General features: G+C 62.3%; 17 protein-coding genes, 1 pseudogene and 2 riboswitches. Of the genes and pseudogenes, 9 read left to right on the top strand and 9 right to left on the bottom strand.

Annotated features, from left to right (window positions below):
• The 4 genes and pseudogenes from CO667_RS35910 to sugE form a co-directional block, all read left to right on the top strand.
• Window positions 1-114: pseudogene (locus tag CO667_RS35910) on the top strand (S-(hydroxymethyl)glutathione dehydrogenase); the annotation flags it as partial.
• A complete protein-coding gene (locus CO667_RS17935) occupies window positions 114-587 on the top strand; it encodes a GNAT family N-acetyltransferase (RefSeq protein ID WP_097619640.1) in 474 nt (157 codons plus the stop codon). The pseudogene CO667_RS35910 and the gene CO667_RS17935, both read left to right, overlap by 1 nt.
• 10 nt (window positions 588-597) lie before the next feature.
• Window positions 598-1,065 carry a YaiI/YqxD family protein gene (locus tag CO667_RS17930; RefSeq protein WP_097619639.1) on the top strand — a complete coding sequence of 156 codons (468 nt, stop codon included), beginning with the start codon at window positions 598-600 and terminating at the stop codon, window positions 1,063-1,065.
• Window positions 1,066-1,232: 167 nt separating this feature from the next.
• Window positions 1,233-1,547, top strand: coding sequence for a quaternary ammonium compound efflux SMR transporter SugE (gene sugE / locus CO667_RS17925; RefSeq protein WP_097619638.1), 315 nt, complete (start codon window positions 1,233-1,235; stop codon window positions 1,545-1,547).
• Between the two features lie 48 nt (window positions 1,548-1,595).
• Here the strand turns inward: sugE and CO667_RS17920 are convergent, their stop codons facing one another.
• The 7 genes from CO667_RS17920 to crcB all read right to left on the bottom strand — a co-directional run bounded on the left by CO667_RS17920 (window position 1,596) and on the right by crcB (window position 7,144).
• Window positions 1,596-1,988, bottom strand: coding sequence for a DoxX family protein (locus CO667_RS17920; protein WP_097619637.1), 393 nt, complete (start codon window positions 1,986-1,988; stop codon window positions 1,596-1,598).
• A 139-nt stretch (window positions 1,989-2,127) separates the two neighbouring features.
• Complete coding sequence (locus CO667_RS17915) at window positions 2,128-3,660, bottom strand: acyl-CoA carboxylase subunit beta (RefSeq protein WP_097619636.1); 1,533 nt, start codon at window positions 3,658-3,660, stop codon at window positions 2,128-2,130.
• Between the two features lie 48 nt (window positions 3,661-3,708).
• A complete protein-coding gene (locus CO667_RS17910) occupies window positions 3,709-4,167 on the bottom strand; it encodes a hypothetical protein (protein WP_097619635.1) in 459 nt (152 codons plus the stop codon).
• 67 nt (window positions 4,168-4,234) lie between these two features.
• Window positions 4,235-5,020 (bottom strand): ATP12 family chaperone protein, encoded by a 786-nt coding sequence (locus CO667_RS17905; RefSeq protein ID WP_097619634.1) that lies wholly within the window; start codon window positions 5,018-5,020, stop codon window positions 4,235-4,237.
• Between the two features lie 9 nt (window positions 5,021-5,029).
• A complete protein-coding gene (locus tag CO667_RS17900) occupies window positions 5,030-5,683 on the bottom strand; it encodes an HAD-IA family hydrolase (protein WP_097619633.1) in 654 nt (217 codons plus the stop codon).
• A complete protein-coding gene (locus tag CO667_RS17895) occupies window positions 5,680-6,672 on the bottom strand; it encodes an RluA family pseudouridine synthase (protein WP_097619632.1) in 993 nt (330 codons plus the stop codon). The genes CO667_RS17900 and CO667_RS17895 overlap by 4 nt, the downstream gene beginning before the upstream one ends.
• Before the next feature lie 94 nt (window positions 6,673-6,766).
• A complete protein-coding gene (gene crcB, locus CO667_RS17890) occupies window positions 6,767-7,144 on the bottom strand; it encodes a fluoride efflux transporter CrcB (protein ID WP_097619631.1) in 378 nt (125 codons plus the stop codon).
• A 121-nt stretch (window positions 7,145-7,265) separates the two neighbouring features.
• On the opposite strand from crcB, the gene CO667_RS17885 reads away from it, so the two are divergent.
• A complete protein-coding gene (locus CO667_RS17885; protein ID WP_097619630.1) occupies window positions 7,266-7,532 on the top strand; it encodes a hypothetical protein in 267 nt (88 codons plus the stop codon).
• A gap of 74 nt (window positions 7,533-7,606) precedes the next feature.
• On the opposite strand, the gene CO667_RS17880 is transcribed toward CO667_RS17885, so the two are convergent.
• Window positions 7,607-8,614, bottom strand: coding sequence for a copper chaperone PCu(A)C (locus tag CO667_RS17880; RefSeq protein WP_097619629.1), 1,008 nt, complete (start codon window positions 8,612-8,614; stop codon window positions 7,607-7,609).
• 73 nt (window positions 8,615-8,687) lie between these two features.
• Complete coding sequence (locus CO667_RS17875) at window positions 8,688-9,068, bottom strand: hypothetical protein (protein ID WP_097619628.1); 381 nt, start codon at window positions 9,066-9,068, stop codon at window positions 8,688-8,690.
• Window positions 9,069-9,226: 158 nt separating this feature from the next.
• Window positions 9,227-9,315: riboswitch (glycine riboswitch) on the top strand.
• A gap of 3 nt (window positions 9,316-9,318) precedes the next feature.
• Window positions 9,319-9,400: riboswitch (glycine riboswitch) on the top strand.
• 77 nt (window positions 9,401-9,477) lie between these two features.
• Here CO667_RS17875 and gcvT point away from each other — a divergent pair.
• The 4 genes from gcvT to CO667_RS17855 all read left to right on the top strand — a co-directional run bounded on the left by gcvT (window position 9,478) and on the right by CO667_RS17855 (window position 14,242).
• Window positions 9,478-10,614 carry a glycine cleavage system aminomethyltransferase GcvT gene (gene gcvT / locus CO667_RS17870; RefSeq protein ID WP_097619627.1) on the top strand — a complete coding sequence of 379 codons (1,137 nt, stop codon included), beginning with the start codon at window positions 9,478-9,480 and terminating at the stop codon, window positions 10,612-10,614.
• Window positions 10,615-10,637: 23 nt separating this feature from the next.
• Complete coding sequence (gene gcvH, locus CO667_RS17865) at window positions 10,638-11,000, top strand: glycine cleavage system protein GcvH (RefSeq protein WP_097619626.1); 363 nt, start codon at window positions 10,638-10,640, stop codon at window positions 10,998-11,000.
• Complete coding sequence (gene gcvP, locus CO667_RS17860; protein WP_097619625.1) at window positions 11,000-13,864, top strand: aminomethyl-transferring glycine dehydrogenase; 2,865 nt, start codon at window positions 11,000-11,002, stop codon at window positions 13,862-13,864. Before gcvH ends, gcvP begins: the two co-directional genes overlap by 1 nt.
• A 132-nt stretch (window positions 13,865-13,996) precedes the next feature.
• Window positions 13,997-14,242 (top strand): DUF982 domain-containing protein, encoded by a 246-nt coding sequence (locus tag CO667_RS17855; protein ID WP_179874171.1) that lies wholly within the window; start codon window positions 13,997-13,999, stop codon window positions 14,240-14,242.
• Window positions 14,243-14,383 lie beyond the last annotated feature (141 nt).

The raw sequence follows: 14,383 nt of genomic DNA, 5'->3' as shown, positions 1-14,383 counted from the left end.
GGCAAGATCCAGATCGATCCGATGATCACCCACACCATGCCGCTCGAAGACATCAACAAGGGCTTCGAGCTGATGCATTCGGGCAAGTCCATCCGCGGCGTGGTCGTGTACTAATGGCTGCAGCCAACTACAGGGTCGATCTCAGCAAGCTCGACGAGCTCCCCGCGCGGGAGATCTACGACCTCATGAGAATGCGCGTCGATGTTTTTGTCGTCGAGCAGAATTGCCCGTATCCGGAACTCGACGGCAAGGATATCGATGCTCTGCATTTGCGCCTTCTGGAGGACGCTGAACTCCTGGGCGCGGCGCGAATCCTGAAACCGTATGAGCCGCGGGATCCGTCAAAGATCGGCCGCGTCGTCGTCTCGCCCGCCCATCGCGGCAAGCGGCTGGGAGATGCATTGATGCGCGAAGCGATCACCGCCTGTGAGCGGCTTTATCCGGCAAATCCGATCGCCTTGTCGGCGCAGGCCCATCTGCGCCGTTTCTATGAATCCTTCGGCTTTGTCGGGATATCGCAGGAATATCTCGAAGACGGCATTCCCCATATCGATATGATCAGACAGCCGGCCATTCAGCCGGTATGAGGATTTCGCCATGATCTATGTCGACGCCGATGCCTGCCCGGTGAAGCCGGAAGTCCTGAAGGTTGCCGAACGCCACGGCCTCGAAGTCACCTTCGTCGCCAATTCGGGCTTGCGCCCTTCCCGCGATCCGATGATCCACAACGTCATCGTCTCCAATGCCTTCGACGCCGCCGACAACTGGATCGCCGAGCGCGCCGGCGCGGGTGATGTCGTCGTCACCGCCGACGTGCCGCTCGCCGTTCGCTGTGTTGCGACCGGCGCCTTCGTCAGCGGCCCCACGGGACGCATCTTCGACGAGACCAATATCGGTATGGCAAGCGCCATGCGCGATCTCGGCGCGCATTTGCGCGAAACCGGCGAGAGCAAGGGCTACAACGCCGCCTTCAGCCCGAAAGACCGTTCACGCTTCCTCGAAACCTTCGACCGTCTCTGCCGCCGCGCCAAGAGCCATTCAGCGCCAAGCGGCGGGCAGCCATGATGTTTCGCCTGCGAAGCCCGCAAGAAACGGGTGGCGTGGCAGCTGTGCCGATTCCTACCTTGAAGTCGGCCGTCCCCTCGCGCATATAAGCGCTATCGCAGACGACTGCGGCATCCCAAGGATGCAACCGTCGCGGGGACGGCCTCGCTCTTGAACAGGAGAGTCGGATGGCCTGGTTTCTGCTTTTTCTCGCCGGTCTTTTCGAATGTGGCTGGGCGATCGGCCTTAAATACACCGAGGGTTTCACGCGGCCGCTGCCGACGACGCTGACCGTCATATCGATGGTGGTGAGCATCGTGCTGCTCGGCCTGGCGGTGAAGCACCTGCCGATCGGCACCGCCTATGCGGTCTGGACCGGCATCGGCACGGTGGGCACCGTGCTCCTCGGCATCTGGCTGCTGGGCGATGAGGCAAGTGTCTCCCGCCTTGCCTGCATCATGCTGATCGTCGGCGGTATCGCCGGTCTCAAGCTCACCGCCTGAACAGGCAAACGCTGCGGGGCATCGCAATGCCCCGCAGCCTATGTCGGCTCAAGCCGCCTTGCGGTTATCGATGGAAAACGCGCCGGGACCGGAGAAGAACAGGTAGAGGAAGACGAAGCAGAACAGGATCGCGGCGTCGCCCTGATTGACGGCCGGGAAGAAGCTGTTCGGGGCATGCGCCATGAAATAGGCGACGGCCATTTCGCCGGCGAGCAGGAAGGCGACGGGGCGCGTCAGCAGGCCGACGAGAATGAGAATACCGCCGATCAGCTCCAGCAGGGCGGCAAACAGCATCAGCGGCGGCAGCGAGCCGGACATCTGCGAAGCCGGGAAGCCGAACAGCTTCATCGTACCGTGTTCGATGAACAGCAGCGCGGTGATGATTCTGAGAGCGGCCAGCCCATAGGGGCGGTAGGCAGAAAGACGCTCGAAACTTGACATTAAACCTCTCCATTTAAAACAATACGGCCGAGCGTTAGCCTGTCATCGACACGGATTGAACACACGGATTGCTGACAGCCGTTCACTTTTTCGACAGCATCTAAACACGTGAGCAGGCGGTTTTATTCGTCCGCAAATGTCAGAGCGGAATGTTGTCGTGTTTCTTCCAGGGATTGGCGAGATCCTTGTTGCGCAGCATCTTCAACCCGCGCGCCAGCCGCCGGCGGGTCGAATGCGGCATGATCACCTCGTCGACATAACCGCGCTCGGCGGCGACGAAGGGTGAAAGGAACCGGTCCTCGTACATTTTCGTATGCGCGGCGATCTTTTCCGGATCGGCAATATCCTTGCGGAAGATGATCTCGACCGCGCCCTTGGCGCCCATCACGGCGATCTGCGCCGTTGGCCAGGCATAGTTGAGGTCACCGCGCAGATGTTTCGACGCCATCACGTCATAGGCGCCGCCGAAGGCCTTGCGGGTGATGACGGTGAGCTTCGGCACCGTCGCCTCGGCATAGGCAAACAGCAGCTTGGCGCCATGCTTGATGAGGCCGCCATATTCCTGCGCCGTGCCCGGCAGGAAGCCGGGAACATCGACGAAGGTGACGATCGGAATGTTGAAGCAGTCGCAGAAGCGCACGAAGCGCGCCGCCTTGCGCGAGGCGTCGCTGTCGAGCACGCCGGCCAGCACCATCGGCTGGTTGGCGACAAAACCGACGGTAGAGCCTTCGACGCGGCCGAAGCCGCAGACGATATTTCCGGCAAAGCTCGCCTGGATCTCGAAGAAATCCCCCTCGTCCGCCACCTTCCGGATCAATTCCTTGATGTCGTACGGCTTGTTGGCGCTGGCCGGCACCAGCGTATCGAGCGACATATCGACATCTGTCACCGACTGGTAACATTCGATCTCGGGCAGCGGCGCGGTATTCGACAGCGGCAGGAAATCGATCAGCCGGCGCACCTGCAGCAGCGTTTCGACATCATTCTCGTAGGCACCGTCGGCAATCGAAGAGCGCACCGTGTGGACCACGGCGCCGCCGAGTTCCTCTGCCGTCACCGTCTCGTTGGTGACGGTTTTCACCACGTCGGGGCCGGTCACGAACATATAGGAGGTATCGCGCACCATGAAGATGAAATCGGTCATGGCAGGCGAATAGACGTCGCCGCCGGCACACGGTCCCATGATCACCGAGATCTGCGGGATGACGCCCGAGGCGAGCACATTGCGCTGGAACACTTCCGCATAACCGCCGAGAGCCGCCACGCCCTCCTGGATACGGGCGCCGCCCGCATCATAGATGCCGACGATCGGCGCGCGGTTCTTCAGCGCCATGTCCTGCACCTTCATGATCTTCTCGGCATGCGCTTCCGATAGCGAGCCGCCGAAGACGGTGAAGTCCTTGGCGAAAACGAAGACCGTGCGGCCGTTGACGGTGCCCCAGCCGGTGACGACGCCGTCGCCGGCGATACGGCTCTTGTCCATGCCGAAATCGGTGGAGCGATGTTCGACGAACATGTCGAACTCCTCGAAGGAGCCTTCGTCGAGGAAGAGGTCGATGCGCTCGCGCGCCGTCAGCTTGCCGCGGTTGTGCTGGGCGTCGATGCGTGCCTCACCGCCGCCGAGGCGGGCGATGTCGCGGCGCCGTTCCAGTTCTTCGAGAATTTCCTTCATACGATCTCCTCGCCGCTGCAGGCGGCAATCCGGCGGTAGATTTTTGTGCTAGCGCCCGCGTCCGCTGAGTGAGAAAACCGAGCGTATCCTTGCTGCGGCGTCCTCGGCCAATATCTCATCGGCAAGCTTGGGGTCGGCGGCGATGCTGGTCACGTCGAAGGCGCTGACGGCGATGACCGAGCCGTCCTCGACGGAGGCGGCGTCGATGCTGATCTTCGCGACATTGCGGTCCTTCTGGAAGCCGAGGCCTTTCTCGATGGACACCACGCGGATCGTCAGCACCACCCGCGGCAGCACGGTATCGCGCACGGTAACGTTGATCGCGGCGTTGACGCGGTCGTTGATGCCGGCAAGCAACTCGGCCGGCATGTTCGGGCCGGAGACAACGACGGCGCTGCGCACGTCGTACATCGGTGCCTCCGGCTTCTTGGCCGAGAGGCTGCCGCAGGCCGTAAGCGCGACACAAACGAGTGCGGCCCGGCAAAAACACGACCTCAGCCAATTCATTGCAAAATCCCGCACCACCCCGTTGGAGTCGCAGATTTCGTCATAATGTCCGGGAAGGCAATATGTTTCAGGCGCTTAGGGCGAAAAAAACATCCGTCGCCGCCTTGAACTCGGCAAAGCGCTTGGCGCGGCGCTCCTCGGCTTCCTCGTCGCTGCCCCAATGCTCGATCGTCCAGTCCTCGTCGAGATGGGCAAGCGACCAGGCCTCCTCCCTCGTCACCCGGCCGCAGGCGAAGGCGAGCGCCAGGATCGCGGAACCTGTGAGCGTGGTCACCGTGTGGAGTGCTGCAAGCGCCATCGGGCTGTCAAATCTGGCGAGCGTGACGGCGAAGGCGGCGGTTGCCTCGCGCGGCTGCTCTTGCGGCATCACGCCTTCGATGAGGATGAAGCGGGCGCCGAGATCGTTTGCCGCCCAGTCGACCACCGGATCCCAGCGCTCGGCTTGGCGCTCGACCAGCAGTTCGGGCCCATCGGCGCGGTAGCAGATGAGGTCGCTGGAGGAAAAGCGCAGGATGTCCTCGAAGATCGCCTGCGTATTGGCGGTCACGCCGTCGAGTGCGGTGTTTACGAGCCGCGTCACCGGCATCGTCACCGGATTGATCTCTTCGCCCTGCGCCCGCCATTCGGCGGCAACAAGCCGAGCCAGCGCCTCTGTGGGAACGGCGAGCACCTGCCGAGCCGGCGTGCGCACCAGCTTGCCGTCGAGCGTGATCGCAAAACCGGCCTCGTGCTCGGCAACCGAGACGTCGGTATAGAAACGCTTCGGCAGCGGCTTCTTCATCTGGATCTGCGCGCGGCGGATAGGGTCGGGATGGCTCAGGCCTTCGGAAAGATCGTTCAGCAGATCGCGCATGGGCTCACCTCAGGAAAAATGGCGCAATATCTCGTTTGGATGATAGGCGATCGCATCGGCGCCGTTGGCGATCAGTTTATCCACGCTGGCATAGCCCCAGGCAACACCGATCGCCTTGGCGCCGGCGGCCTTTGCCATCTGCATATCGTAAATCGCATCGCCGATGACAATGGCATCAGTGGCATGGATCCCGGTTTCGTCACAGCATTCCGTCACCATGGCCGGATGCGGCTTGGAAGGGCAATCGTCTGCGGTGCGCGCAACGATGAAATACGGGTCGAAGCCGTGCGTCTCCATCACGAGGTTCAGCCCGCGTCTGGATTTGCCTGTCACCGCGCCGATCAGCAGATCCTCGCGCCCGCTGATCGCGTCGATCATCTCGCGAATGCCGGGAAACAGCGGCTCCCTGTAGTCGAGATCCCTACGCACGACCGAGAACAGCGATTTGTAATGCGCCGTCATGTCGATGTCGTCCTGCTCGACATGCGGCCTGCCTTGCATCCGGGCGATCGCAATATCGAGGGACAGGCCGATAATGGCCTTGGTGTCTTCGAATCGCGGTTCCGGCTTGCCGAATTTCTCGAAGGTCCTGCGCATGGTTTCGTGGATCAGGCCGGCGCTGTCGACCAGCGTGCCGTCGCAATCGAAAAGCGCGAGTTTCATTCGCTGTCCCTTTCAGCGCCGGCAAGGTCGAGGCCGAGAAGATTCCAGGTCTGCACCATATGCGACGGCAGCGGCGCGCTGACGCGCAGCCGCCCGCCGGAGGGGTGCGGAATGTCGATGTGGCGCGCGTGCAGGTGCAGCTTCTTCTGGACGCCGCCCGGAAAATCCCAATTCGGATCATCGTCGAAATATTTCGGATCGCCGATGATGGGATGGCCGATATGCAGGGCATGGACGCGCAGCTGGTGGGTACGGCCGGTGTAGGGCTCCATTTCCAGCCATGCGAGGTTCTGCGCCGCCGTCTCCAGCACGCGGTAGAAGGAAATCGCATGGTCGGCGCCGTCCTCCCCGTGTTTGGCGATACGCATGCGGTCGCCATCGGCCGTCGGCTCCTTGACGAGCCAGGTCGAGATCTTGTCCTCGTGCTTGCGCGGCACGCCCTTGACCAGCGCCCAGTAGGTCTTCTTGGTATCGCGTTCGCGAAAGGCCGCCGTCAGCTTCTGTGCGGCGCCGCGGGTGCGGGCTATGACGAGAACACCCGACGTGTCGCGGTCGAGGCGGTGAACGAGCCGCGGCTTTTCGCCCTTCGGGCTGGTCCAGGCTTCGAGCATCTGGTCGATATGCCGGGCGACACCGGAGCCACCCTGAACCGCAATACCGGGCGGCTTGTTGAGCACGATGACCTTATCGTCCTCATGCAGCACCATGCGCGACAGCAGTTCGAAATCAGACGAATGCTTGAGATCCCTGCCGGCGATCGGTCCGGATTTGACCTTGGCATCGACATCCAGCGGCGGCACCCGCACCGTCTGGCCGGGCTGCACGCGCGCATCCGATTTGACCCGTCCGCCGTCGACACGCACCTGGCCGGAGCGCAACAGCTTCTGCAGCGGACCGAAACCGAGCCCGGGAAAATGCACCTTGAACCAGCGATCGAGCCGCATGCCGGCTTCGTCGAGTTCAACCTTGATATGTTCTATGCCAGCCATAAAAAATCTTTCGGAAATTGCTGCGCGGGCCAAGCCGGCGTTCTTGCCGCAGCCTTTAGAGCATTTTCACGCAAAACGGAAACCGGAAAAGAAATCAGGCCAAAGCGCGCATGATGGCGAGCCCGGATATGACGGCTGCCATCGAAAGTCCGACGCTGGCAACGACATAGATGCCACCGGCGACCGCCTCGCCGCGTTCGAACAGCGAAATCGCATCCAGCGAGAAGGCCGAGAAGGTGGTGAAGCCGCCAAGCAAACCGGTCATCAGCAGCAGGCGCATATCCACCGAGCCATCGAACCTCCGCGCGATCAACTCGGCGAAGACGCCGATGACGAAGCAGCCGACGACATTGACGGCAAGCGTGCCCCAGGGAAAGGCCGGGCCCATGAGCCTCAGCGACCACTGGCCGACATAATATCTGAGAAGGGAACCGATAGCGCCGCCGACGGCGACGAGAAGAGCCTGGATCATCAGCCGGATTTATCGCAACTCCGCGGAGATTCCAATCGTGACGGAATGAATTCTTACCATCCGGTAAAATGCCGTTGATTTTCTTATGATGGCGCCAAGATCATGCCGATAGGCTGACGGCATGACCCAACTCCTGTCCGTATCGGCCAACACCGCTGCCATTGCCTTCGAATCGCTGAGAATCCCTCAGCGTGTGGCAACGAGCACCGCTGCGCGGGATGCACGGCGCATTGCCGACCGGCAATTGAAGGCCGAAAACCCCGATCAGGCCGATGAGCCCTCCAGCATCATCCAGTCGACGGAGGTGGCACTCGACCTGATGGCCAAGGGCAATCGCCAGCCACAGGCCGGCCTGAAGCAGGCGCTGCGATCCTACGAAGATTTCTGAGGCCACCGCCTTCCACACAAAAGCCCGCGACTGCAACCACAGTCGCGGGCTTCACTGTCTTAACGGCCGCTGCCCTACTTGCCCTGCGCCGACAACACCTGCAGCACCAGATCGACCTTGCCGGCCTTTTCGAAGGTCAGCGTCACCGGAACCGTATCGCCCTGCTTGAACGGCGTCTTCACCTTCTGGAACATCAGATGCAGGTTGCCGGGCTCGAGCTTGACCGTCTCGCCGGCGGCAATCGCGATGCCGTCCTTCAGCTGGCGCATCCGCATGACATTGTCCTTGGTCTCCATTTCGTGGATCTGAACCTCGCCTGATGCGGGTGATGTCACCGACACCAGCCGGTCGTCCGTCTGACCGTTGTTCTTCACCGTGAAGAAGCCGCCGCCGACCGGCTGGCCGGGCAGCATTGCCTTGGCGAAGCCGCCGGAGATTTCGAGATCGCCGGCCTTGACCGTTTCGCCCGCCGGAGCGGCAACGCCCGCCATGCCGGACATGTCCATCCCGGCCATATCGTCATGATCGTGGCCATGGCTTTCGCCGGCAACGACCTTCAGGAGCGGCGCCGGGCTTTTCAGCCCATGCGCGTCGCCGCCCTCCTTCGCCACCTGATCCCAGGCCTGGACCGTATCGCCGCACATCTGCGTCACCGGAAAGGCGAGTGAAGTGCCGGCCTCGACGCCCGAAACTTTCCCCTGGATGACGAAGGTATCGTAGAAATCGTCGGAGAGATTGCCGTTCTTCCAGCGGATCTCGACCGCGCCTGTCTTCACCTTGTCGCCGTGATTGTCATAGGTCTTCTGGTAATCGCCCTTGATCACCTCGAGCTCCCAGCCGGCCTTCGGCTGCGGCTTGGCGAAGACGAAACCTTCAGGCAGCTTGACCCGCACCTCGGTGGTCGCCTTGCCGTCGCAGCCGTGCGGCAGCTGCAATGTGGCGAGAATGGTGCTGTCCTGCGTCGCCTGCTTGTCGAGGAAGGTCACATGTGCCTCGGCGCCGGCAAGGGCGGTCGCGGAAAAAAGGGCGGCCAACCCGAATGTCCTGCCGAATGTCTTGCCAAATTTTTTGATAGTCTTCATCGGATATCTCCTCGCCGGCCGCGGACTTCTCTCGGGCGGACCGGCATGCTGCGTCATAAGTTACGGAGGCAGATCAGCCGAGGACGGGAGGCGCGCGGGAATTCGGCCGGATGACCGCACTTGCGTCGGCAACGGCTGAGGTTTCGATCGGCGAATTGATGAGCGAGCCGAGCTTGCGTTCGAGCCAGGAGCCCGCATCCGGCGCCGGCAGAATAACCGAGGCCGACAGTCGGCAGGCTTCGCAATTCGGCTTGAAAGCGACGGTCTTGCCGTCTGTGTCCTTCACCGTGACGCAGAGCGAGGCGAAGCTGCCGTCCGGCAGCACATAGGCGGCGGCATCGTAGCCTTCGAAAGCAACGGCCTGCGGCGCCTGATGGGCAAGACCGAGCAAAGCCAGGCTCAATGCGCATAGCATGCGCAGAAAGAGCGTCGCTTTCAATTCGGTCCGCCGCATGTGATCCCCTTCAACAGCAAGCCGCGATAGCCGGTTTCCCTAAGGAATGCAAAAGCAGATTTGCCGCAGTTTAAGGCCTGATTGGAATAAGACGACAAAAATTTGCTCGGTGACGACATTTGGCGCTTGCCAACTGCCGCAGCCGCCGGATAATTGCGACAACCTTGTTGGGAGAATCCGGTGCTTTCGCCACCGGTGCCGAAGGAGCAACCGCCCCGGAAACTCTCAGGCAAAAGGACCAGCAAGGGGCAGACGGAACTCTGGAGAGAGGCGTTTACGAAACGCTCGCCGAAGGGATAACAATCTCAGGCGTCAAGGACAGAGGGGGCTCAGGAGAGAAGTGCGCAGCCGCGCCTTCAGATTTGAGCCCGCGCCTTCGTGACGAAGGCGCAAACCCCGGAGGCGTCTTTTGGACGATACTGCTGCCCTGAAAAAAACCCCGCTGCATGGCCTGCATCTCCAGCTCGGCGCCCGCATGGTGCCGTTCGCGGGTTACGACATGCCGGTGCAATATCCCGCCGGTGTGATGAAAGAACATCTTCATACCCGCACGGAAGCCGGCCTCTTCGATGTCTCCCATATGGGCCAGGTCATCGTGAAGGCAAAATCGGGCAGCTACGAGGACGCAGCACTCGCGCTCGAAAGCCTGGTGCCCGTCGACATATTAGGCCTTGCCGAAGGCCGCCAGCGCTATGGCTTCTTCACCGACGACAGCGGCTGCATTCTCGACGACCTGATGATCGCCCATCTCGACGATCATCTTTTCGTCGTCGTCAACGCGTCCTGCAAGGAAGCCGATCTCGCCCATCTGCAGGCCCATATCGGCGACCAATGCGACATCACCCTCTTGAACCGCGCTTTGATCGCGCTGCAGGGACCGCGTGCCGTCGAGGTGCTCGCCGAACTCTGGGCCGACGTCGCGGCGATGAAATTCATGGATGTGCGCCACTGCCGCCTGCACGACGTTTCCTGTCTTGTCTCGCGCTCCGGCTATAGCGGCGAGGACGGCTTCGAAATCTCGGTTCCATCGGACAAGGCCGTTGATGTCACCATGCGGCTGCTCGAGCATCCCGATGTGCAGGCGATCGGCCTCGGCGCCCGCGATTCGCTGCGCCTCGAAGCCGGTCTCTGCCTCTACGGCAACGATATCGACACCACCACCTCGCCGGTCGAGGCGGCACTGGAATGGGCGATGCAGAAGGCAAGGCGCGGCGGTGGTGCACGCGCCGGCGGCTTCCCCGGCTCCGGCCGCATCCTTTCCGAACTCGAAAACGGCGCCGCCCGCCGCCGCGTCGGCCTGAAGCCGGAGGGCAAGGCGCCGGTGCGCGGCCGTGCCAAGCTCTATGCCGATGCCGAGGGCAAAGTCGAAATCGGCGAAGTCACATCAGGCGGCTTCGGCCCGAGCGTCGAAGGCCCCGTCGCCATGGGCTACGTGCCGGTCTCCCATGCTGCGGCCGGCACCCTCGTCTACGCCGAGGTGCGCGGCAAATATCTGCCGATCACCGTCAGCGCCCTGCCCTTCGTTACCCCGACCTACAAACGCTAAACCCTTTCCAGAGAGGACGAACAATGCTGAAATTCACCGAAGAACACGAATGGCTGCAGATCGAAGGCGGCGTTGCGACGGTCGGCATTACCAATTATGCCGTCGATCAGCTCGGCGACCTGGTTTTCGTCGAACTGCCGGAAGTCGGCGCGACCTTCTCCAAGAACGGCAATGCCGCCACCGTCGAATCCGTCAAGGCTGCTTCCGACGTCTATTGTCCGCTCGACGGCGAGATCACCGAGGTCAATCCGGCCATCGTTGCCGATCCGTCGCTGGTCAATTCCGATCCTCAGGGCGCCGGCTGGTTCTTCAAGCTGAAGCTTGCCAATGCTGCGGACGCCGATGGCCTGCTCGACGAGGCGGCCTACAAGGAGCTCACTGCGTAATGACGACGCCGACAGAATTCCAGTTCACCGACTACCAGCCCTACGATTTTGCCAATCGACGCCATATCGGCCCCTCGCCGGCTGAAATGACCGAGATGCTGAAGGTGATCGGCTATAACAGCCTCGACAACCTGATCGACGCCACGCTGCCGCCATCGATCCGCCAGAAGGCGCCGCTTGTCTGGGGCGCGCCGATGACCGAGCGCGAGGCGCTCGACAAGCTGCGCGACACCGCCAACAAGAACAAGGTGCTGGTGTCGCTGATCGGCCAGGGCTACTACGGCACGATCACGCCGCCCGTCATCCAGCGCAACATCCTGGAGAACCCCGCCTGGTACACGGCCTATACGCCCTATCAGCCGGAGATCAGCCAGGGTCGCCTGGAAGCGCTGTTGAACTACCAGACGATGATCTGTGACTTGACCGGCCTCGACGTCGCCAATGCCTCGTTGCTCGACGAGGCGACCGCTGCCGCCGAAGGCATGGCGATGGCCGAGCGCGTCTCCAAGTCGAAGGCAAAAGCCTTCTTCGTCGATGCCGACTGCCACCCGCAGACCATCGCCCTCGTCCGCACCCGCGCCGAGCCGCTCGGCTGGAGTGTCATTGTCGGCAATCCCTTCACCGATCTCGACCCCGTCGATGTCTTCGGCGCGATCTTCCAGTATCCCGGCACGCATGGTCACGTGCATGATTTCACCGGCCTGATCGCCCGCCTGCATCAGGCCGGCGCCATAGCAGTGGTCGCCGCCGATATCCTGGCGCTGACGCTGCTGAAATCGCCCGGCGAAATGGGCGCCGATATTGCCGTCGGCTCCTCGCAGCGCTTCGGCGTCCCGGTCGGCTACGGCGGCCCGCATGCGGCCTATATGGCTGTGAAAGACGCCATCAAGCGCTCCATGCCCGGCCGCCTCGTCGGCGTTTCCGTCGATGCCCGCGGCAACCGCGCCTATCGCCTGTCGCTGCAGACCCGCGAACAGCATATCCGCCGCGAGAAAGCGACCTCGAACATCTGCACCGCCCAGGTGCTGCTAGCCGTCATGGCCTCGATGTATGCCGTCTTCCACGGCCCGAAGGGGATCAAGGCGATCGCCCAGCAGGTACACCAGAAGGCCGTGCTGATGGCCAAGGGCCTGGAAAAGCTTGGCTATAAGGTCGAACCCGAGACCTTCTTCGACACCATCACTGTCGATGTCGGCCATATGCAGGGCCTCATCCTGCGTGCCGCCGTCGCTGAAGGCGTCAATCTGCGCAAGGTCGGCGAAACCAAAATCGGCATGAGCCTCGACGAACGCACCCGGCCAGCGACGCTCGAAGCCGTCTGGCGCGCCTTCGGCGGTAATTTCATCATCGCCGATTTCGAGCCTTCCTACCGCCTGCCAAAGGACCTGCTCCGCACCAGCGATTACCTCACCCATCCGATCTTCCACATGAACCGCGCCGAAAGCGAGATGACGCGTTACATCCGCCGGCTCTCCGACCGGGATCTGGCGCTCGACCGCTCGATGATCCCGCTCGGCTCCTGCACGATGAAGCTCAACGCGACGGCGGAAATGCTTCCGATCACCTGGCCGGAATTTTCCGATATCCATCCCTTCGTGCCATCAGACCAGGCGCTTGGCTATCGCGAAATGATCGACGACCTGATCGAAAAGCTTTGCGCCGTCACCGGCTACGACGCCTTCTCCATGCAGCCGAATTCGGGCGCGCAGGGCGAATATGCCGGCCTGCTGACGATCCGCAACTATCATATCGCCAATGGCGACGGCCATCGCGACGTCTGCCTGATCCCGACCTCGGCGCACGGCACCAACCCGGCCTCCGCCCAGATGGTCGGCATGAAGGTGGTGGTCGTCAAGGTGCGTGAAAACGGCGATATCGATCTCGACGATTTCCGCGCCAAGGCTGAAGAGCATGCGGCAAACCTCGCCTGCTGCATGATCACCTACCCCTCGACGCACGGCGTCTTCGAGGAAACCGTCAAGGAAATCTGCGATCTCGTGCATGCCAATGGCGGCCAGGTCTATCTCGACGGCGCCAATATGAACGCCATGGTCGGCCTGTCCCGCCCCGGTGACATCGGCTCCGACGTCAGCCACCTGAACCTGCACAAGACCTTCTGCATCCCGCATGGGGGCGGCGGTCCCGGCATGGGCCCGATCGGCGTCAAAGCGCATCTGGCGGCCCACCTGCCCGGCCATCCCGAAACCGACGGCCGTTCCGGTGCGGTTTCGGCGGCAGCCTTCGGCTCGGCGTCGATCCTGCCGATCTCCTGGAGCTATTGCCTGATGATGGGCGGCGAAGGCCTGACGCAGGCAACCAAGGTGGCGATCCTCAACGCCAACTATATCGCCACCCGGCTGAAGGGCGCCTATGACGTGCTCTACAAATCGAAGACCGGCCGCGTCGCGCATGAATGCATCATCGACACCCGCCCGCTGGTCGACAGCGCAGGCGTCACCGTCGACGACGTCGCCAAGCGGCTGATCGACTGCGGCTTCCATGCGCCGACCATGAGCTGGCCGGTCGCCGGCACGCTGATGATCGAGCCGACGGAAAGCGAGACAAAGGCCGAGCTCGACCGCTTCTGCGAAGCGATGCTGGCAATCCGCGAGGAAGCCCGCGCCATCGAGGACGGCCGCATGGACAAGGCCAACAACCCGCTGAAGAACGCCCCGCATACGGTGGAAGACCTCGTCGGCGAATGGGATCGCCCCTATAGCCGAGAACAGGCCTGCTTCCCCCCCGGCGCCTTCCGCGTCGACAAATACTGGTCGCCGGTTAATCGCGTCGACAACGTCTATGGCGACCGCAACCTGATCTGCACCTGCCCGCCGGTCGAGGCCTACGCAGAGGCCGCCGAGTAGCGCTCAAGCCTGATGCTGTAGCGAAAGGCTGGACAATCCAAGCCCCTTCCATCATGGGAGGGGCTTTCCTAATTCTGATAGATATGCGCGAAAGAAGGTCATCTCATGCCCCAGGATCAAAGCGAAGCCAGAATGCAGGCGCCCTGGTCGAAGCCTGTGCTCATCGCCTTCGAAGAGCCCGGCCAATACGTGACCATCGATAACACCCAGGCCGCCTCCTGGGCGATGATCGAGGACTGGCCGACGGAAGATGGCGCCGCGCTCGACCAGGCGCTGCTGGTCTGCGCCGACGTCATCAAGGGCAAGCGCACCGGCGAGGATGCCCGCAAGGCATTCATCGCCGCCGCCGTCGAAGCGGACCTCGACATCAAGGCCTGAACGGCGGCGATCGATAAGAACCGCTGGAATGGACGATGAAGACACGACGCCCCGCGTGGCTCAACCAGCTTCAATGCCTCGGCAGGGGCACCGATTTCCCGGTCCCCTGCTCTCTATCAGCGCCCAAGTGTGCGGGTTTAC

Source organism: Rhizobium sp. L43 (genome assembly GCF_002531725.1).
Taxonomy (GTDB): domain Bacteria; phylum Pseudomonadota; class Alphaproteobacteria; order Rhizobiales; family Rhizobiaceae; genus Rhizobium.
This window is presented reverse-complemented; position numbering and strand designations above follow the sequence as displayed.